This window comes from Sphingopyxis sp. JAI108, from assembly GCF_013410105.1.
GTDB classification, from domain to species: domain Bacteria; phylum Pseudomonadota; class Alphaproteobacteria; order Sphingomonadales; family Sphingomonadaceae; genus Sphingopyxis; species Sphingopyxis chilensis.
Map to the genome: position 1 here is coordinate 254,019 of NZ_JACCCJ010000001.1, position 19,901 is coordinate 273,919.

Here is a 19,901-nt window from a genome sequence, read left to right on the forward strand (position 1 = left end):
ATCTCCTGTTATTGGGATTTCGGGGCATGCGGAGCCAAGGTGGCTGCCATTGGGTCGAGGGCCGTCGTGGAGAGCGCCGCTTCGGCGGACACCGCGCCGCCGACGGCTTCAGCCTGTCCTGCTTGGGCGGTTTCGATCGTCGTGACGTCTTCCAGGACGGTTTTCCTGGCGAGCCACACATGCCATCCGCACCAGAAATAGCCCGGCGTGAGCATGAGCAGCGCGTAACGAAGGGATTCTTGTCCCAGCCACGGATTTAGCGCATCGCTGAGGACGCCCGTCGCCAGTGGACCCAGGCCAAGGCCGATCAGGTTCGAAAAGAGCAACAGGATTGCAAAGGCGGCCGCGCGCATCCGTGGGTGGACCAGTGATTGGACCGTCGCGTAGAGGGGGCCGGCGATGGTGTAACCAGCGAGGTGACCGACAGCCAGAAGGGCGAATGTCAGATAGACGTTGTGGGACAGATAGCTGAGCGCTGCGGTAACCCCGCAGAAGCTGTAGACGAGCGCCATCCCGGTCAGTTGAAGGCGCTCGTTCTGGGCTGCGAAACGCGTGGCCAGATGTCCGCCCATGTAGATGCCTAACGCGCCCCCTACACCGTAAATGGCGGCAAACCAGGCTCCCAACTCGCCGGTGTTCAGGCCAAAGCTTCGAATGAAGAAGGTCGGCGCCCACTGCCCCATACCGGTGCCGAAGAAGGATGCGACAGACCAGCAAAAGAACAGGTTGCGAAAGCTGTGGTTGCGCCACAAGGTGCTGAATACGGCGCGCAGCGACGGTTGCTCGACAGGTGCCGCCGATATTTTGGTTTGTCGACGGGGCTCGCGCAAAACCAATGCGGCCAGAACGGCGGGCACGAGGCCTGGAAGCCCCATCGCGAGGAAGGTGACGCGCCAGCCATAGACTTCAGTAATCCAACCGGCAGCCAGATAGCCGAAAAACAGGCCGATGCTCGAACCCAGCATGAATATGCTGGCGGCCCGAGGGCGCTCGGCGCGACTGAAATAGTCTGCGATCAACGAATTGGCGGTGGGCGAGCACCCTGCCTCGCCTACCGCCAGGCCGACACGGCAGAGCAGAAGTTGCACGAAGCTCGATGCGAGACCGCAGAGCGAAACCATGACGCTCCAGATCGACATGGCGGCCGTTATGATGACGGTGCGATTGCCGCGGTCTGCCCAGCGGGCAATGGGCAAACCCATGATGGAATAGAACAGCGCGAAGGCCATCCCCGACAGGAAGCCGAGCTCGGTATCGCTCAGATTGAGGTCGAGCTTGATCGATTGCAGCACTAACCCGATGACGACGTTATCGATCGTCGTGAATGCCTGGACGACCACCAGGATCCCCAGCATATAATATCGGTAGTTGCCGTCTTTCATGAAGCTGGCAATGCTGAGGTGGAAGCCTGTAAATTGGCCGCAAAAAAGCGGACGATCTTTTCTACAAGATATCTTTTGCTGACCGCTCCATATGCATGATATTGCTCGGGTAACATCACAAATTCGTGCTGTTTTCCGGACTTTATGAGCGCATCGCTCATCTTGACCGCATCGTGCCACATGGCGACGTCATTGGTGCCAGCAGCGAGCATCAGTTCGCCCTTCAGACGAGACGCCTCGCCAATCACATCGGCGTCGTCATATGCGAGCTTGGTCTCTTCACCGGGAACCCCGCCTAGGTAAGGCTCGCTCAGGAAAACGCTGTAGCAATCCAGCCCCGGTGCCGATGCTACGCCTGCCTTGTACAGATCAGGCTCGTCGAGAAGGCTCGCGATCGTGTAGTAGCCACCCCAGGAATGTCCCCAGATGCCGACGCGATCCATGTCCATCCATGGGCGATCCGTTGCGAGGTTGCGCAGCGCCGCGGCGTGGTCGGCCGTAACGTGGCGCCGCCAGTCCCGGTAAACGGCATCGTGGAATGCCTTCGAGCGTTCCGGTGTGCCTCGGGCGTCGAGTGTCACAACAACATAGCCGAGTTGCGGAAGTGCATGCTTGAGCGTCAGCATGCTGCGATTTTCGATTTCGAAGTCATGCGGCACACAGGCCGTCTGCGGCCCGCCGTAGATATATTCGATTACGGGATAACGCTTGGCGGGATCGAAATCGCGCGGCTTGAACAGAAGGCCCCAGAGATCGGTCTCGCCATCGGCAGCCTTGACGCAGAATTGCTCGGGTGGTGCCCACCCGGTTGCCTTCAGTTCGGTGAGGTCCGTCCCGGGGAAGCGATGCAAATTGCGGCCATCATTGCTGCACACGGAACTTTGCGGTCCGCTGTCCGGCCGCGAAACCGTCGTTATGAAACAACCGAAATCCGGCGACAATTGAATCTCGTGGACTCCTTCACCTTCCGTCAGGCGTTCGGCTTGGCCTCCGGCAAGCGACACACGGCACAGGTGGGTATCGTAAGGCCTTGCTTGATCATGGTGCGCCGTAAAATAGACCATGCCCGCTTCGACATCGACACCCTGGACCTCGCATACCGGCCAGTCACCCGATGTAACCTGATTTAGCAAACTGCCATCAAGAGCATAGTGATAGAGATGCTTCCATCCGTCGCGCTCGGATTCCCAGAGGAAGCCGAGGTCATTGGGCAGGGTAGTGCAGCCGCTGCGCCCGCAAATGACGTCGTGCTGAATTCGAACGAAGGTTTCGGCAGTTTCGGAGATTATCGACCGGACGGCGCCCGTTGCCGGATCGGCGCCAAACAGCGTGCCGGTTCGAAAATCGCGCGAGAATTGCGCAAAATAGACTTCCCGACCGGTTTCGTGCCAACCGATGAAGAGGATGAAGCGATCCGCGATCTCGACATCGATCCGTACCGGCCGGCGGCTCAGCACGTCGAACACAAATGGCTCGTAAGTCGGCAGGCTGTCGCCCGCTCGGGCCATTCTGAGCCACTCCACCGAATCGCGATAGCCGAGCATGTGCGTGCGGCTGATGGGCGCTGTGGCCCTTGCGTCGAACTTGGTTGCAAAGAACCGCAGGCTATCGGGGGACCATGAGCTCGCCGTGTCGCGCACCACGCCGCCGAGCAGCGAGCTCGGCGTTTCGACATCCCACTCATGGGCCTCTTCACCATCGCGCGTGATAATCTCGATCTGCCCGTCGTCCGCACTCCGCAAGCAAAGGTTGTGATCCCGCAGAGACAGGAACCAGCGACCGTCAGAAGACTTTATTTCCGGCGCGCTCCAGCGATTTCCGAAGCAGTTGGGCCGGGTGAAAGTTCCCGGAGCGGTCGGCGACTGAGACAGGTTCGCCAACCAGCTATCGGTCCGGTTGGGTGACGGCACCGGCGTAATGCGATAGGTCTCGAGATCAAGTTCATAGCCTTGGCCGCCGTAAGTGAAGCATATGCTGCTGTCCTCGGAAAGCCTCATCGCTTCGAACGGCAAGCCATGATCTGACGGCGCGTGACCCGTCAGGCGCTGCAGCGAATTTCGCGCGCGCTCCATGTCGATCAGGCCGGCAACACTGCCGTCTTTGGGGTCGAATATCTTGAGAACGGCTTCGGGGGGCGCCCCTTCGGAAAACCAGAAGCGTCCGTCGCGCATCCAGTTTGCGGCCACACGCCTGTTCTGAATCGCGTGCGACCAGCTGAGAACCCGCTCAAAGGAGGCCAGCTCGTCGTTGGAATGCACGAGGGCATTTCCATCCTCAGCGACGCGGTCTCGTACGACTTCGGGTGGCCGGATTGCTTCGTCTGGCTGATTGAACACGCCCGTTCCGCTCCCTCTCAGTAGCAACAAAGAGAACGTAAGTTCGTTTTTTGAATGTGGCAAGTCAATTCCACACAGGTCTGTGTTTTAGGGCTAGCGGAACCGCTGGCCGCGGAACTCGCGCCCTGCGGGCCGCCCGCCGCGATGCGCTGACCCCGGAAATGCAAGTGCTGCTGCGTTCGATGTCGGAACTATGAACCCGGGCATCGTTCTCGGTCCGCGTCAAAAGCAGCGCCGATCGGCGCTCGACCTGGCAGGATTCGCGTGGGCAGTTTGTCGCAGTCGCTACCGGAAGTGCACCCGATAACATGGGCCGCCGGCAGAAATGGGCGCGGCGCGACGCTCCTGGGCATCCTGACCCAGTGCTCGCCGATGGAACTAAGGGTTGCTTGCTTTATATCCCGCAACGATGGCAAGGCCGGCGAGCAAATCGGCCAGGAGAGCGCTCTCATCGCGATCGGAACGAAGCATCAGGACATGCGCGGACCCATGGTAAAGCCGCGCGTGAAGCTGGACGGTACGCTCCAAGCCCAGTGGCAGGTCTATCTCGCCTTTCGCTCGGATCTTTTCGAGGCTCTCGCGCATGCCTCCAAAATGCTTGGCATTCACTTCCGCGAGGTCCGGAACTTCGCCTTCGTATAGGGCCAGTTCGCCCACGAACTGAAAGCTCAGGCGCAGGCGCTTCCTCGCACGCGAACCCGCCTCGGCGAGCTCTTTCCATGCCCTTGCGAATGCATTGCTATACTCGTGCCAGCTGGACGAGGGCTCCCAACCAACGATCGACCCTAGATCGTCTTCGCAAGCGGCAAAAATGGCCTGCTGCCTGTCCGAGAAATGGGTATAGAAAGCACCGATACTTACCCCCGCCTTGGCGCAAATGTCGCGAATCGACGTATCGGCCACGCCCTTGTCGATCAGGCATTCAAATGCCGCTCGCGCGATCAGATCTCTCTGACCGGCCATATAGGCGGCATCGCGCTTCGGCATGCCCTTCTCCCTGAGCGACTGCAAAAGGAGCTTATGCAACGAGTTGGGCGCTCGGGTCGATACCAAAAAGCCATGATTTCACCAAAAATACAGATGTGTGTGAAAGTCGCTTGCCAAAGATAAAAAACGAACCTACGTTTTGTGAAACTTTAAGGACAGTTTGGCTCATCGGGTTCTAAATCTTCGACACAAGGGGGTTGAAAATGACCATAAGGACGCTCACTACCACTCTGGCCTGCGGAGCGTGCCTCCTGGCATTTGCTACCCCCGCTCAAGCTCGAGACGCCGGCGGCGGGTCGGAAGCCGCCCTCGACGCCCAGCTTGGCGCCGACGCGGCCGAAGCAGGCGATGCGCAAGGCGCGACTGCTCAGGACGGCGGAACGCCCCAGGCGGGCGAAGATGATCCGCAATTGCTAGCGGCCGATAGCGGGAGCGCCGATATTGTCGTGACAGCGAGCAAGCGCACGCAGAAGCTGCGTGACGTGCCATCGGCGATTACGGTGCTGAGCAGCGACTTCCTGGAGCAGCAAGGTGCGAACACGATCCGCGATTACGCGACGCTGACACCGGGCTTGCTCGTCCGCGATCAGGGCAATCCAGGGGTCGGCACCGTGATCATTCGCGGCCTGTCGACGGGCTCGGGTTCGCAATCCGCGACATCGGTGGTCTATTTTGACGAGATCCCGTTCGGCAGCAATTCCTATGTTGCGCCGCAGCCGGAACTGGCAGACATCGAAAGTATCGAGGTGCTGAAGGGGCCGCAGGGTACGCTGTACGGTGCATCCAATCTGGGCGGCGTCGTGCGGATCATCTCGAAGAAGGCCGATGCCTCCCGCTTCTCCGGCAATGCCCGAGTCGAGGCGACGGCCATCGATGGCGGCGGCAGCGGCTATATGGCGCGAGCCACGCTCAACATTCCCATCGTTGTCGATCGACTTGCGGCGCGCGTATCCGGTTTCTACCGCAAGGTTCCCGGTTTCACCGACAATGTCGGTACAAATAATAAGAACGTAAATGACGGGGAAAGCGTGGGCGCCCGCATCGCGCTGCGCTGGACGCCTACCGACAATCTCTCGGTCGACGTGACCGGGCAGATCCAGCGGATCAGCGCTGACGGCTATGCCTATCAGGCGAATGCCAATGGCACGATCGATCCCATCTATGGCCCCCGGCAGTATAACATGTTCTTCGACGCCGGGTCCGAGGTGAAATACAAGACGGTCGCGGTGACCATAGATTACGACCTGGGGATCGGAACGCTGACCGCGACCGGCAGCTACAACCAAAGCCTGAGCTACTTTGATCGCGACACAAACGGACCGTTTGCAAGCCTGTTGCCCTTGTTCAACTACCCCGCCGGAACCGGACTGGCACTTCCGACCCACATCGATATCGGAAAAACGACCGGCGAGGTGCGTTTTGTATCCAACCGGCTCGGCCGGATCGAATTTCTGGCCGGCGCATTTGCAACGCGCGAAGACAAGGACGGCACCGTCCGCGTCAATGCCTATGACGCGGCGACCATGACGCCGGTGGCCGGCGACGCCTTCCTGTTGCTGAGATCGGACGTCGTCGGAAAGTACGACGAGGTCGCGGCTTTCGGCAACGCCACCTTCTACTTTACCGACGACTTGGACGTGACGGGCGGCCTGCGCTATTCGCACATCGAAAACTACAATGCGTCGATATCCGGCGGATTGCTCTATGGCGCTCCCTCGCTTCCGCCGAGGGTGACCGATCATACTGACAATGTCGTGACTTATCTCGCGACGCTTCGGTGGCGGCCGACAAGCAGGATCAGCGCATTCATTCGTGCCGCCAGCGGCTTTCGTCCCGGGATCGCTCAGAACAATCCCAATCCGCCGCCGGACGCCCAGACGAGCATCCGCCCCGACACGGTATGGAATTACGAAGCGGGCCTCAAAGGCAGCGCATTCGGCGGCAAGCTGAATTTCGATGCGTCGATCTACCATATCGACTGGAAGGATGTGCAACTCACCGGCGTGTACAACGGGCTGGTCCTGGGTGCTAACGCTGGCAAAGCCGAAGTCGACGGGGCGGAGGCGAGCGTGTCGTTGTTGCCAACCGAAAACCTGACCTTGCGAGGCAGCGTCGGCTACGCCGACGCGCGGATTACGCGGATCAGCCCGCAGGCAACCGCTTCGGTCGGTGCAAGGGCGGGCGACCCGCTGCCTCTCAATCCGAAATGGACCGCCTCGCTCGTCGCAGATCAGCGTGTTCCGCTGGCAGCAGACCTCGAAGCCGAATTCGGTGCTACGCTTCGGTATGAATCGAAGAAGTTCACCGCCTATCCGGGGTCCCGTCCAGACGTCAATGTGCGCCTGCCGTCGATCACAACCGTTGATCTGAGGGCCGGTCTCCGGCACGGCAACTTTCATCTGCAGTTTCGCGCCGAGAACATCTTCGATCGCAATGGCGTGATCAACTCGCTGACTACCGGTGCGACCTTGCCGTCGAATGCGACCATAATCAGGCCGCGCACCTTCATACTCGCGGCGAGTGCGGAATTTTGATCCCGGGGCAGGCAGGTCGATCGCGTTCAATCGGGTCCGGCGCTCGCCGACGGAGCCATAAGCGCGACGCCTGCCTGCACTTTGATCGTTTTGTTGGCGGTGAATGGGCTGGCGCTTCGTCCGCGCCGTTCAAGCACTGCTCGCCATCGCGACCCACCCGGATTGCGATACCGGTTCCAACATGGCGTGCTGGCCAATTCGACTGAGCCGGTCTCGGCCCCACCCCCCAGTTTAATGGCGGCCCAGATGATAAACCCAACACGAACCAACGGCACCCTGTCTCCGCAATGAAAGCCCTTTCCGAACCAAGTCAGGCAAGCGACGTTATCATTGTCGGCGCTGGAATAGTGGGACTGACGCTGGCTGTACGCCTGCAGCTTGAGGGCAAGCGCGTCTGCCTGGTTGACGCGGTCGGGCCGGCAAGCGGGGCGTCATACGGAAATGCCGGGTTTCTCAGTCGAGGAAGCATATTTCCTCCCGTGTCGCGAAGCGACTTGTGGCGACTCCCGAAATACCTCCTGGACCCAGCCAGCCCGCTTACAATCCGCCCGGCCTATTTGCCGGACCTCGTACCATGGGGGTTGCGGCTGATTGCGGCGACACGCCCGAAGCGAATGGAACAAATTATCGCAGCCTTGGCGAGCTTGAGCCGCGATGCGATTTCCAGTTACGCGCCTCTTCTGTCCGCCGCGGCAGCCGATGATCTGGTCGACGTTCGCGGGAGCCTCGTCGTCTGCAGGACGGCGGTCACGCTCGACCAGAAGTCTCGAGCGATCCCCAGCTGGCGTGAGAATGGGATCGAGGCATTCCGTATCGATCGAGCGGAGGCACGCGAACTCGAACCCGCGTTGAGCGATGAGATCGCCGGTGCCATTTACCTGCCCGACAATGGTCGCTGCATCAGCCCTGGGGCGCTCGGGCTTCGCTTCGCGGCCTATCTCGTAGCCAATGGTGGCCGACTGGTGATTGCCAGGGCCAACAAGGTCGCCCCGAGCAATGGCTCGTGGCGGGTTCAGACATCGAGCGGAGACTTCGAAGCGCCCCAGGTCGTGGTCGCCGCCGGACGTTGGTCCGATGAGCTTCTCACACCTTTTGGCATGACAATTCCCCTGGCGTCGGAGCGGGGATATCATCTGATGCTTCCCGAGGCGGGTGTCGAGCTTTCGCGACCCTGCGTGATGGCGGAGCCATTTTTCGCTGCGACGCCGATGATCGACGGTCTGCGGCTCGCCGGCACCGTTGAGTTCGCCCATGCGGACGCCCCGATGAACCCGAAGCGGGCTGATAATCTGTTCCAACTCGCTCGAAGATATCTGCCGGGATTGAGCCGCGAGGGAGCCACCCGCTGGATGGGGGTCAGGCCGTCCTTTCCGGACGCCCTTCCTGCGATCGGAGAAGTTCGGGGCAGGACGGGCCTTTTCTATTCCTTCGGCCATCAGCACGTCGGACTGACATTCGCGGCGAGTTCGGCCAAGCTTCTCGCCGACCTCATGCTCAATCGCCGGCCAGGCATCGACCCTGCTCCATTCAGCCTCGAGCGTTTCTCTCGGGGCCCACAATTCGAGGACATAATATGACTGATATCCAGCGTTTCCCATCTCCCCTGCGCGCGCCCCTTTCGAAAGCGGTCGTCGTCGGCGGTTTCCTGTTTCTGTCGGGTCAGACGCCGAAAAACGCCGACCTGACACCACTCAGGGGGAGCATCCAGGATCAGACGCGCAATGTGATCGAGGCCATCCGGGCCAGCCTTTCCGAGTTCGGCGTCGGTCTCGAAGCGGTGGTGCGATGCACCTGCTGGCTTTCCGACATCGGACTGATGGCGGAATTCAACGGCGTTTACGAAGAATATTTCGGTAACGCCTTGCCGGTTCGCAGCACGGTCGAGGCCCGCCTGTCGAACGATGTCGACGTGGAGATCGAGGTGACCTGCTGGACCGGGCAGGCTTAGCAAGGACATGCAAGGTCAGCAAATGGCGGCCCTCCTTGCAGTCGGCCAATGACGGCGCCTAGGCAGGATCGCTGGATCGGGCGCTGCGAAAGCGCGCTGACCCTTGCAGCGCGGTTTGCGCAATTGCGGCGCGCAGGGTGTTTTCAAGCAGGCAGGCAATCGTCATGGGGCCTACCCCGCCGGGTACCGGCGTGATCGCCGAGGCACGCATCCGGGCTTCTTCGAAACATACGTCGCCCACGATTCGCGCGCCTTGGCCTGCTTCGCCGGGCACGCGGTTGATGCCGACATCGATCACGACGCTTCCAGGCTTGATCCACGAGCCCCTGATAAGTCCGGGTGCGCCGGCGGCGCTCACCAGAATGTCGGCGCGTGCGATCAGGTCGGGAAGATTGCGGGTATGGATATGCGCGATCGAAACGGTGCAGCGCGCTTGGAGGAGCAGCTGCGCCATCGGCCGGCCGACGATGTTCGAGCAACCGACGACGACGGCCGCGAGGCCCTCGAGCGATGCGATTTCATCGGCCAGCAGCATCATGCAACCCATCGGCGTACAGGGGACGATCCGGTCACTCGCGGCTTCACTGTCGCTCGCGAGCATGCCGACGTTCACGGGATGAAAGCCATCGATATCTTTCGCGGGATCGATGGACCGCAGAACAGCCGCCTTGTCGATGTGGGGCGGCAGAGGAAGCTGCACCAGGATGCCGTGGACTGCTTCGTCGCGATTGAGCGTTTCGATCAGGGCGAGCAACCTCGCCTGCGAGATATCGGAGCCAAGCTGGTGGCTTTCGGAATGCATTCCGACGCTCGCGGCTTGCTCGCCCTTGCGGCGCACATAAAGGGCGCTGGCTGGATCGTCGCCCACCAGGATCGCCACCAGCTTCGGCGTGATTCCACGCTGGGCGCGCAAATGCTCGACGCCAATCGCGATCTCTTGGCGCAAGCTGGCTGCCCGCTGCTTTCCGTTGATGATGCGCGCTACCATGATCCCACAACCTCGGTTCGCCGGCATGACGGGCGCGGCGCCGTCCATATATACACTTATGAATTAAATAAAAGATGCCTTGGCGGTGAAAATGGTCGCGGGTCTCGACGGGTGCTGCCGCGTGGGCCTAGCCGCCAGGCGCCTGACAATTGCTATTTATACTGGCAGAAATTGACGTTCCTGGGGCCGGCTATGCATGCTCCTGGCCTGCCGCCGAGAGCTTGCGAAGCCTTAGGTCGGAATGGCCCGTGCAAATCGTCGATGCGGCCGACTGATGCAAATTGCGCACCGCATTGCCTGGCCATTACATGTTTGAGCGGCTTTGTGGGAGCCAAGGTTCCGCTTTGATTTCGGTAGTTTATACCGCTTTGGCCGAAACTAAATCCTTATCGATCGCTTGCCATTGTGGATCGGGATCAAATTCGCTATTGCCTTTAAAAATACATCTGTGCATCTAAAGCGCAAGAGACGAGGTGAAGCTTGACCAAACGCTATTCCGCGCTGTCGCTTTTGCGCGAAGGACTGAACGGCCAGCGTGGCTGGGAGCCGGCGTGGCGTGATCCAGCGCCGAAGGCGCGTTATGACGCGGTCGTAATCGGCGGCGGTGGGCACGGCCTGGCGACCGCTTATTATCTCGCGAAAAACCACGGCTTCACAAAAATCGCGCTCATCGAGCGCGGCTGGATCGGTGGTGGCAACACCGGCCGCAACACGACGATCATCCGGTCAAACTATTTCTACCCAGAATCGGCCGCCTTCTACGAATTTTCGGTCCAGCTTTATGAAAAGCTGGCCGACGAGCTCAATTACAACATCATGTTCTCGCAGCGCGGGATGTGGATGCTCGCGCATGACCGTCACGGCGTCGAAATGGCGCGGCGGTCGGCGAACGCGATGCTGCTTAACGGCATTGATGCCGAATTTCACGATGCGCCCAGCGTTTATGCCCATATCTCGGGGCTCAATCCGAACCCTCGCTTTCCGATCCTTGGGGGGGTCAATCAGCCCCGCGGCGGGTCGGCGCGTCACGATGCGGTCGCATGGGGCTATGCGCGCGCGGCATCGGCCCTGGGCGTCGATATTATCCAGAACTGCGAAGTGCAGGGCTTCCTCATCGAGAGCGGCCGGGTTCGCGGCGTCGAAACCAGTCATGGGCCGATCCGGTCGGACCGGATCGGCATGGCCGTAGCGGGGCATAGTTCGGTGCTCGGCGCCAAGGCCGGATTGCGGCTTCCTATCAGCTCCTACGCGCTGCAAGCCTTCGTATCGGAACCGGTGAAGCCCTGTCTCGATACCGTCATCCTCTCGCCCGCGACGGGGACCTATATCAGCCAGTCGGACAAGGGCGAACTCGTTGTCGGCGCCGGGCTCGACCTTTATCTCTCCTATGCGCAGCGCGGCAACCTGCCTTGGATGGAGCGCGCCGCAGCAGGCGTGATCGATCTATTCCCGCAATTCTCGCGCATGCGCTTCCTGCGCCAATGGGCGGGGATCGTCGACGTCGTTCATGACTCGACCCCGATCATTGGCCCGACCCCTATCCGCGGCCTCTATATCAACGGCGGCTGGGGAACCGGCGGCTTCAAGGCGATACCCGCTGGTGGATGGTGTCTTGCGCATGTGATGGCGACCGGCCGGTCGCACCCGCTGGCGCGTGCCTTCGGGCTCGAGCGCTTCGAAACCGGCGCGATGATCGACGAGGCCTCGGCCTCCGGCATTGCGCATTAAGGGGATACCGATCATGTTGCTCATCGAATGCCCCCACTGCGGCCCGTGCGCGGAGATCGAGTTTCGTTGCGGCGGCGAGGGCCATATCCAGCGTCCCGGGCCGCATGACAGGGTGTCGGATACGGCATGGGCGGATTATCTCTTCTACCGCGAAAACCCTAAGGGCGAGCACCGTGAGCGCTGGTTCCACGCGGCCGGTTGCCGTCGCTGGTTCAACGTCGCACGCGATACGGTGACCCACCGGATCCGCGCGGTCTACGCGATGGCCGATAGCTGCCCGCCTGACGATGCTCTCGCCGTACAAGTGTCGGCGACCGGAAAGGCGGGCGCGGCATGAGCGGCTTTCGTCTGGGTCATTCCGGCCGCGTCGACCGCGGCCAGCCGATTTCCTTCACTTGGGCCGGCAAGCGGCTTCAGGGCTTTGCGGGCGAGACGCTCGCAGCCGCGCTTCTCGGTAATGGCGTCTCGATCGTCGGACGGAGTTTCAAATACCACCGCCCACGCGGTCTGATCGCCGCCGGTCTCGAGGAACCGAATGCGATCGTTCAGCTGGAAGCGGGGGCGGAGACGGTGCCGAACGTGAAGGCGACCCAGGTCGAGCTGTACGAGGGGCTTGTCGCCAATCCGGTGAACGCAAGGCCAAGTGCCGATTTCGATCTGATGGCGGTGACCGGGCTGTTCAAGCGCTTCATCCCCGCTGCCTTCTATTACAAGACGTTCATGTGGCCGAACTGGCATCTGTTCGAGTCGTCGATCCGGAACGCGGCCGGTCTTGGCGCGGCGCCTCGGCGGGCCGACCCCGACACTTATGAACACCGCTATGCGCATTGCGATCTGCTGGTCGTCGGATCGGGCGCGGCCGGTCTGGCCGCCGCCGCTGCTGCGGCAACGGATGGTGAGCAGGTGCTGCTCGTCGAAGCTGACGCCGAACTGGGGGGCGGTCTCCTCGCGGAGACCCGAAAGCCAGAAGGACTGGAACCCCTTGCCTGGCGCGATGCGATGCTGGTCTCGCTAAGGGGTTCGCCAAATGTGACGATCATGAACCGGACGATGGCGTTCGGCTTTTATGATCATGAACTCGTCGGGCTTTGCGAGCGCGTCACCGATCATCTTCCGCCTGGCGGTCGGCGTGGGCCGCGCCAGCGGCTTTGGAAAGTCCGTGCCAAGCGGGTCATTCTTGCAACCGGCGCTTTCGAGCGGCCGATAGCCTTCGCCGGCAACGATCTGCCCGGGGTCATGCTGGCATCGGCAGCGCAGACCTACGCCCTGCGCTATGGAACGGCGCCGGGGGCCCGCGTCGTCGTCGCGACGAACAACGACAGTGCTTACCAGGCCGCGTTCGCGTTGCACGACGCCGGGGTCGAGATCGCCGCAATCGTCGATTCCCGTACCGCTCCGGGAGAAGTCGCGACCGAAGCTACGCGGCGCGGAATCGCAACGCTGATGGAAGCGGCGCCGGTGAAGGCAAAGGGCAGGCGGCGCGTGAGGGCGCTGGTTGCCGGGCGCGTCGGTGACGGCGCTCCCCTCAAGGCGATCGCATGCGATACAGTCCTGATGTCCAATGGCTGGAATCCGGCCGTGCACCTCCATTCCCAGTCAGGCGGCTCGCTCACTTTCGATCCCGCGCTTCAGGCGTTCCTGCCCGGCAGATCAGCGCAGCGATCGGTGAATGTCGGCGCCGCGGCCGGGCAGTTCGATCTCGACGCCGCCATTTCGAGCGGACGCGCGGCGGGGCAGGGCGACGAGATTCGGCCGCCGCGTCCGGTCCCGGTCGGGCCGACACTTCATTTCGCCGATGGCGACGGGCGCGCGGGGTCCGCGTGGGTCGATTTTCAGAACGATGTCACCGCGGGCGACGTCCAACTCGCCGCGCGCGAGAATTTCCGTTCGGTCGAGCATCTGAAGCGTTACACGACGCTCGGCATGGCGTCCGACCAAGGCAAGACGTCGAATGTCACCGGCATCCATCTCCTGTCGAACCTGCTTGGCAAGCCCCCGGAGGCGATTGGCACGACCAAGTTCCGTCCGCCCTTCGATCCGGTCTCGATCGGCGGCTTCGCAGGGCCAGCGGTCGGCGAAAATCTGATGCCGATGGCGCATGCCGCAGCGCATGCGTCGGCGCTGGCCGCGGACGGCAAGATGGAAAATTACGGCTCATGGCTGCGCGCTGCCTATTTCCCGCGCGCGGGTGAAGATGAGCATGCCGCCATCGCGCGTGAAGTCCTTGCAGTTCGAGCTCAAGTCGGACTGTTCGATGCTTCGCCGCTCGGCAAAATCGAGGTGAAGGGGCCAGACGCCGCCGAATTCCTCCAGCGCGTCTATGTGAACGGGGTCCGCAACCTGAAGGTCGGGCGCTGCCGCTATGGGTTGATGCTGAGCGAGCATGGCATCGTCTATGACGACGGCGTTTTCGCGAAGATCGCCGAGGATCATTATCTTGTTGGCACCACAAGCGGCCATGCGGCGGCCATTGCCGACATATTGGAGGAATGGCTCCAGTGCGAATGGACCGACCTTAAGGTCCTCGTCGAGAATGTGACCACCGCCTGGGCCGTGATCAACGTTGCGGGACCAAAGGCGCGCGAGGTAATGGACGGCGTCGGCACGAATATCGACCTGTCGCGGAAGGCCTTCCCGCACATGACCTATCGAGAGGGGCTCGTCGGCGGCGTTCGGGCGCGCATCCAGCGCGTCAGCTTTTCGGGCGAGCTTTCCTATGAAGTTTCCGTGCCATGGGGTTTCGGTCGCGCATTGTGGGACGCCATGATGAGTGTCGGTGCGCAGCACGGCATTACCCCTTTCGGCGTCGAGGCGCTGATGGCACTTCGTATCGAGAAGGGCTTTCTTCATGTCGGCTCGGACACCGATGGAACGACCATGCCGCAAGATGTCGGCTTCGGCGCGGTGGTGACGAAAAAGCCGGATGATTTCATCGGCCGCCGCTCGACGATGACGCCCGAGGGTCTGCGCGCGGACCGGCGGCAATTCGTCGGACTTGAAACGCTGGATTCGGGCGGCGCGTTCGAAATCGGCGCCCATGTCCTTGCCGAGGATGTAACGGCTCCGGGGCGGACGCAGGGGTGGGTAACATCGTCGATCCACTCGCCAACGCTCGGGCGTCCGATCGCCATGGCGCTCGTCGAGCGCGGCACCATGCGTTTTGGCGAGACGGTACAGGTTTGGAACATTGGCAAAGGCCGGCCCGCGCGCATCGTCGATCCGCGCTTCTATGATCCTGAAGGAGAACGGCTCGATGGCTGATTCAGCTGGTCATTTGCTCGCGCGCGACGCCGCACCGAAATTCGAGGCGGAAGGAGGCGGCGTCCGTGCCGTGGCCGAAGTCGGCCTCGGCATTGCGAAGCTCCGGATCAACGCGAAGCATCCCGATGCTTGGTTCGTGACGGCGCTTGGGGTCGCGCCGCCGTCGCCGCTCGAGGAAATCGAAATCGCGCCGGTCGCCTGCTCCTGGCTGGCGCCGGGCGAATGGCTGATGACCGGGCCCGAAGCCGCGGTTGAACTCATACGGCGCCGCTGCGCCGACATGGCGGGCGCCAACGGACTGATGACCGATCTCACCCACGGGCGTGTCATATTCGAGGTCAGCGGCCGTGCGGCGCGCTCGGTGCTTTCGGCGCACTGTCCGCTCGACCTTGGTTCCTATGCGATGCCGGTCGGCACCGCCCGCCGCTCCGTGTTTTCCTCAACCACCGTTTTCATCAGCCGCCGGCCCGACCGCGATGGCGAGCCCGCCTACCGGTTGATCTTTGATCAATCGATGGCCGGCTACGCCGAGCGGATGCTCGGCGCAACCATTTCGGGAGTGATGGCGTGACAACGTCCAACCTGGTTCTGAAATTCCGTGCACCGGACAAGCCGGGGATCATGGCGGCCGTCGCGCCGACATTGCTCGCTCATGGCTGCGACATTCGCGAGGCCGAGGTCTATGGCGACACGGACACCGGCCATTTCTTCCTGCGCATGGCGCTGACCAGTCCAATCGCCCGCGACGACCTTGCGGCGGTGGTCGAGCCTGTCGCGACCGGGCTCGCGCTCCAATGGGAATTGCACGACCTCGCGCGCCGCACGCCGGTTCTGCTGGCGGTCTCCAAATTCGGTCATTGCCTGGTCGACATCATCCACAAAAAGGAGATCGGGCAGCTGCCGATCGACATCGTTGGTGTGGTCTCGAACCATGAAACGATGCGCAAGACCGCCGAATGGCATGGCCTTGCCTACCATCATCTGCCGATGAGCGATGGCAAGGAGCTGCAGGAAGCGCGCTTCCTGTCGATCATCGCCGAAAGCGGCGCCGAGCTCACCGTGCTCGCGCGCTACATGCAGATCCTGTCGGACGGCTTCTCGGAAGCGCTCGCCGGACGCTGCATCAATATCCACCACAGCTTCCTGCCGAGCTTCAAGGGCGCCAAACCCTATCATCAGGCGCACACACGCGGCGTCAAGATCATCGGCGCGACCGCGCATTTCGTGACCGCTGACCTCGATGAGGGACCGATCATCGAACAGGATGTGCGCCGCGTCAGTCACCGGACGACAGCGGATGAAATGGTCGCGATCGGCCGCGAGATCGAGGCATCGGTGCTGTCGCGCGCGGTGCGCTGGTACGCCGAGCACCGCATTTTCGAGAATGGCAGCAAGACTGTCGTGCTCTGAAGCCGATACCCGGCATCAAGGAGAGGCTCATGGCCAACCGTTCGAACTATATCGTGAACCCGGGACCGAAGGAGCCGGTAACGGGGCTGAAGGCAGCGGTGACGTCCGACAGCGCCATCGTCACCGAGACAATGGTGAATATTCTCGCGGGCGGCGGGAACGCCGCCGACGCGGTGATCGCGGGTGCGATGGTGCAGGCGGCGGTCGAACCCTTCATGACCAATCATGCCGGCCTCGTCACGATGCTCTATTATGAAGCGAAGACCGGCAAGGTTCACCAGCTCGACAGCCTCGGCGGTCACCCCTCGGGCCTGCCCCCGTTCCGGCCGGTGCCTCCCGGCATGGGGCCTTATGCTCATATGCCCCCGTCCGCGATCATCCCGGGCTTCATGCCGGGGCTCAAGGCGATTCACGCGCAGTTCGCGACGAAGGATTGGGCCGAGCTCTGCGCCGACGGCATACGCTGGGCCGAGACCGGGCATGAGGTGTCGACCTTCGAATATGGGATGAATGTCTTTGGCGAGAAATTTATCACCTACTTCCCCGAGGGACGTGATTTCTATCAGCCGGCAGGTTATTTCCCGAACGTTGGAGATATCTTCACGCCGCCGGGCATGGCCAGCACCCTTCGCGGCGTCCGCGACCACGGTCCCGACTATATGATTACCGGCCCATGGGCCGAAAAATTCGTCGCCAAGGGTAACGAACTCGGCTGGGAGGTAACGCTCGGCCATATGACGGAGACGCCCCCGCGCTGGGTCGAGCCGCTGCGCTTCAAGTACCACGAATTTGAAATTATCTTCCTCGGCCCGCCGCAGGCCCAGGGATTCTTTTCGAGCGTGGCGCTGGGCGTGCTCAAGCATCTGGGAATCCGGGACATGGCGCCTGGATCGGCCGAGCATATCTGGGCGATGGGTCATGCGCTGCGTCAGGGACAGCGGCATTGGGAATATGCTCGCGACGACCATGTTTATGACGTGCCGCGCGCCGAGGTGCTCGATGATGATTATCACAAGCATCTCGCGAAGCTGATCCGCGGATCGCGGCCAAAAGTCGATATGTCAGGACATATCCGGCTTTCGGGCGATGGCCCGAATGCCGACGGCGGGCGTCCTGCATTCGCTGGCCCCGCCGGCAAGCCCCGCCTCGTCGAACATTTTGACCGGCAACCGAGTGGCAGCTGCGAGATCGCCGTCGTCGATTCCGAGGGTAATTGGTGCCAGTTCATGGATACCCTGCAAGGCTCGGGCATTCCGGGTCAAGTTGTGGGCGGAATCCCGATGGTAGGCAGCCACGCCACTTTCGGTGCGCTCCAAAGCTCGATGGATGCGCTGCTCGTCGAAGGCGCCAAGGCGCGATGCATCATCGGTAACACGCTCGTGCTGAAGGATGGCAAGCCTGTCTTCTCGGCGGGTTCGCCAGGGAATATTCACTGCACGCTGCCGCAGGTCCTGGCCTATCTGCTCGACTTCAAACTCGACCCCTATGCCGCGATTGATGCGCCGCGCATGATGCCGATGAGTGAGGGGCAGATGATCGCGGTCGAAGACCGGCTCGACAAAGGGGTGGTCGAGGATCTGAACAAGCTTGGCGTCCGCGTCGGAGCGCTGCCCGGCTATGATTATCACATGGGCAGCTTCTCGGTCATCGCGCGCGAAACGTCGGACACGCTGACCGCGCTCGCCGATCCGCGCCGCTGCGCGGTTGCGGACGGTTTCAACGAACATGGCGATGTCTTCGGCCGAACTTCGGATTGATCGTGGGCCGCGCCGCTTCCGTACCGGTTAGAGCCGGACCCCCTGCCGGTATCGGCGAAAGGGTCGAAGCGCTGCGCAATACATTTGGAGCGCCCGGCGTATCGATCGCGATCGTCGAGGACGGCAAGACGACGCTGTCGCGCGGCTGGGGCGTACGCAAGCTCGGCGACCCCGCACCGATCGATGCGCAGACCATCTTCCAGACCGGGTCGACCGGCAAGGCGATGACCGCCGCGGCGCTCGCGGTGCTCGTCGACGAAGGCGAAATCGGCTGGGATGACCCCGTCATCGAGCATATGCCCTGGTTCCGCATGCATGATCCGTGGGTCACGCGCGAAATTACGATCCGCGACCTGCTTGTCCACAGAAGCGGGCTGGGGACGGGGCAGGGCGACCTGTTGTTCATTCCGCGTAGCCAGCTGACGCGCAAGCAGACCGTCGAGCGCGTCGCTCACCTTAGACCGAAGACGAGTTTTCGCTCGGCCTATGCCTATGACAATATCCTTTACGCTGTCGCGGGGCAGCTGATCGAAGAAGTTTCTGGCCAGACATGGGAGGAATTCATCCGCGCGCGCGTGTTGCGCGCGGGCGGCATGAATAATGCGGCGAGCGACGACGAGGAACGCTTCCGTATCGCGAACCGAAGCTGGCCGCACGCGCGCGTGTCGGGTGCGCTGCGCGGCCTCGGTCCGCAACAGCTGCTCGATGAACGCGACGCGTTCGGACGGAATATTGCGCCCGCGGGCGGTCTCGCGCTCAGCGCCGACGACATGGCGGCCTGGCTCAAGATCCAGCTCGCGCACGGTGCGCTGCCGGGCGGCGGGCGTTTGTTCAGCGAGGAGCAGGCGAAGCAGATGTGGACGCCGGTCATGCCGATGCCCATCGCGCCGCTGCCCGAGGCGCTGAAACCCGCGCAGCCGACGCAGCAGGCTTATGCGCTTGGCTGGCAGGTGCAGGACTATCGCGGTCACCGCATCATCCAACACGGCGGCGGCGTTTTCGGATCGATCGCCCGCGTCGTGTTGATCCCCGGCGGGAATGTCGGCTTTGCGATCATGATGAACAGCGAGGACAGCGGGCTGCTCCTGGGCCTGACCCACGAGTTGCTCGACCATTATCTGGATCAGCCTGATTTCGATTGGGCGACCAAATGGGAGGATTGGTACCAGGCGCGGCTCGCCGGCGGCGTGGAATCCCTAAGGCAGGCGAAGGCTTCGCCGGCAAAGGTCGGTCCGTCGCTGAATCCCGTCGGCTATGCCGGGCGCTATCGGGACCCGTGGTACGGCGATGTGGTGATAGCCGAGGGCGCGAAGGGACTGACGATCGACTTCACCTCGACCCCGCGCATGGCCGGACGGCTCAAGCATTGGCATTATGACAGCTTCGTCACCGAATTCGACGATCCGGCGATCGAGCCCGCTCATGTCAGCTTCGCGCTCGACGCCGATGGCGCAGTCGCCGGCGCGACGATGAAGGCCGTGAGCCCGATCGCCGACTTCAGCTGGGATTATCAGGACCTCGATTTGAAGCCCGTGAAGGACAAGAGCTGACGGGTGGCGGCTGAGCGGCG

The 19,901-nt window shown here is 62.1% G+C and carries 14 protein-coding genes; 10 read left to right on the plus strand and 4 right to left on the minus strand.

Features of this window, described 5'->3' with window-relative positions:
* Positions 1-8 precede the first annotated feature (8 nt).
* The 3 genes from HDC29_RS01260 to HDC29_RS01270 form a co-directional block, all read right to left on the minus strand.
* The gene (locus HDC29_RS01260; protein WP_179493654.1) at positions 9-1,382 is read right to left on the minus strand and encodes an MFS transporter; all 1,374 of its coding nucleotides are present in this window, start codon (positions 1,380-1,382) and stop codon (positions 9-11) included.
* The gene (locus HDC29_RS01265) at positions 1,379-3,718 is read right to left on the minus strand and encodes a DPP IV N-terminal domain-containing protein (RefSeq protein ID WP_179493655.1); all 2,340 of its coding nucleotides are present in this window, start codon (positions 3,716-3,718) and stop codon (positions 1,379-1,381) included. Before HDC29_RS01265 ends, HDC29_RS01260 begins: the two co-directional genes overlap by 4 nt.
* A gap of 378 nt (positions 3,719-4,096) precedes the next feature.
* Positions 4,097-4,705 (minus strand): TetR/AcrR family transcriptional regulator, encoded by a 609-nt coding sequence (locus tag HDC29_RS01270; RefSeq protein ID WP_179493656.1) that lies wholly within the window; start codon positions 4,703-4,705, stop codon positions 4,097-4,099.
* A 203-nt stretch (positions 4,706-4,908) separates the two neighbouring features.
* On the opposite strand from HDC29_RS01270, the gene HDC29_RS01275 reads away from it, so the two are divergent.
* From HDC29_RS01275 to HDC29_RS01285, 3 genes are all read left to right on the plus strand, one after another.
* Positions 4,909-7,239, plus strand: coding sequence for a TonB-dependent receptor (locus HDC29_RS01275; RefSeq protein WP_179493657.1), 2,331 nt, complete (start codon positions 4,909-4,911; stop codon positions 7,237-7,239).
* Between the two features lie 287 nt (positions 7,240-7,526).
* The gene (locus tag HDC29_RS01280; RefSeq protein ID WP_257017986.1) at positions 7,527-8,816 is read left to right on the plus strand and encodes an FAD-binding oxidoreductase; all 1,290 of its coding nucleotides are present in this window, start codon (positions 7,527-7,529) and stop codon (positions 8,814-8,816) included.
* A complete protein-coding gene (locus HDC29_RS01285) occupies positions 8,813-9,187 on the plus strand; it encodes a RidA family protein (RefSeq protein ID WP_179493659.1) in 375 nt (124 codons plus the stop codon). Before HDC29_RS01280 ends, HDC29_RS01285 begins: the two co-directional genes overlap by 4 nt.
* A 58-nt stretch (positions 9,188-9,245) precedes the next feature.
* Here HDC29_RS01285 and HDC29_RS01290 read toward each other — a convergent pair whose 3' ends face one another.
* Complete coding sequence (locus HDC29_RS01290) at positions 9,246-10,175, minus strand: bifunctional 5,10-methylenetetrahydrofolate dehydrogenase/5,10-methenyltetrahydrofolate cyclohydrolase (protein WP_179493660.1); 930 nt, start codon at positions 10,173-10,175, stop codon at positions 9,246-9,248.
* A 480-nt stretch (positions 10,176-10,655) separates the two neighbouring features.
* Here HDC29_RS01290 and HDC29_RS01295 point away from each other — a divergent pair, with 480 nt between their 5' ends.
* The 7 genes from HDC29_RS01295 to HDC29_RS01325 are packed head-to-tail and all read left to right on the plus strand — an operon-like array spanning position 10,656 to position 19,881.
* Positions 10,656-11,903, plus strand: a complete 1,248-nt coding sequence (locus HDC29_RS01295; protein WP_179493661.1) for a sarcosine oxidase subunit beta family protein — start codon at positions 10,656-10,658, stop codon at positions 11,901-11,903.
* A gap of 13 nt (positions 11,904-11,916) precedes the next feature.
* Positions 11,917-12,240 carry a sarcosine oxidase subunit delta gene (locus tag HDC29_RS01300; RefSeq protein WP_179493662.1) on the plus strand — a complete coding sequence of 108 codons (324 nt, stop codon included), beginning with the start codon at positions 11,917-11,919 and terminating at the stop codon, positions 12,238-12,240.
* Positions 12,237-15,164 carry a sarcosine oxidase subunit alpha family protein gene (locus HDC29_RS01305; RefSeq protein ID WP_179493663.1) on the plus strand — a complete coding sequence of 976 codons (2,928 nt, stop codon included), beginning with the start codon at positions 12,237-12,239 and terminating at the stop codon, positions 15,162-15,164. Before HDC29_RS01300 ends, HDC29_RS01305 begins: the two co-directional genes overlap by 4 nt.
* A complete protein-coding gene (locus tag HDC29_RS01310) occupies positions 15,157-15,735 on the plus strand; it encodes a sarcosine oxidase subunit gamma (RefSeq protein WP_179493664.1) in 579 nt (192 codons plus the stop codon). The genes HDC29_RS01305 and HDC29_RS01310 overlap by 8 nt, the downstream gene beginning before the upstream one ends.
* Positions 15,732-16,574, plus strand: coding sequence for a formyltetrahydrofolate deformylase (gene purU, locus HDC29_RS01315; RefSeq protein WP_373562739.1), 843 nt, complete (start codon positions 15,732-15,734; stop codon positions 16,572-16,574). Before HDC29_RS01310 ends, purU begins: the two co-directional genes overlap by 4 nt.
* A gap of 29 nt (positions 16,575-16,603) precedes the next feature.
* A complete protein-coding gene (locus tag HDC29_RS01320; RefSeq protein ID WP_179493665.1) occupies positions 16,604-18,331 on the plus strand; it encodes a gamma-glutamyltransferase in 1,728 nt (575 codons plus the stop codon).
* A gap of 2 nt (positions 18,332-18,333) precedes the next feature.
* Positions 18,334-19,881: a serine hydrolase gene (locus tag HDC29_RS01325; RefSeq protein WP_373562740.1), complete on the plus strand. Its 1,548-nt coding sequence runs from the start codon at positions 18,334-18,336 to the stop codon at positions 19,879-19,881.
* Positions 19,882-19,901: the final 20 nt, after the last annotated feature.

Excerpts from the sequence above, each read along its gene's own strand:
- HDC29_RS01270 (WP_179493656.1), bottom strand. The coding sequence starts at position 4,705 with ATGCCGAAGCGCGATGCCGCCTATATGGCCGGTCAGAGAGATCTGATC.
- HDC29_RS01285 (WP_179493659.1), top strand. The coding sequence starts at position 8,813 with ATGACTGATATCCAGCGTTTCCCATCTCCCCTGCGCGCGCCCCTTTCG.
- HDC29_RS01305 (WP_179493663.1), top strand. The coding sequence starts at position 12,237 with ATGAGCGGCTTTCGTCTGGGTCATTCCGGCCGCGTCGACCGCGGCCAG.
- HDC29_RS01290 (WP_179493660.1), bottom strand. The coding sequence starts at position 10,175 with ATGGTAGCGCGCATCATCAACGGAAAGCAGCGGGCAGCCAGCTTGCGC.
- HDC29_RS01280 (WP_257017986.1), top strand. The coding sequence starts at position 7,527 with ATGAAAGCCCTTTCCGAACCAAGTCAGGCAAGCGACGTTATCATTGTC.
- HDC29_RS01310 (WP_179493664.1), top strand. The coding sequence starts at position 15,157 with ATGGCTGATTCAGCTGGTCATTTGCTCGCGCGCGACGCCGCACCGAAA.
- HDC29_RS01320 (WP_179493665.1), top strand. The coding sequence starts at position 16,604 with ATGGCCAACCGTTCGAACTATATCGTGAACCCGGGACCGAAGGAGCCG.
- HDC29_RS01260 (WP_179493654.1), bottom strand. The coding sequence starts at position 1,382 with ATGAAAGACGGCAACTACCGATATTATATGCTGGGGATCCTGGTGGTC.
- HDC29_RS01275 (WP_179493657.1), top strand. The coding sequence starts at position 4,909 with ATGACCATAAGGACGCTCACTACCACTCTGGCCTGCGGAGCGTGCCTC.
- HDC29_RS01300 (WP_179493662.1), top strand. The coding sequence starts at position 11,917 with ATGTTGCTCATCGAATGCCCCCACTGCGGCCCGTGCGCGGAGATCGAG.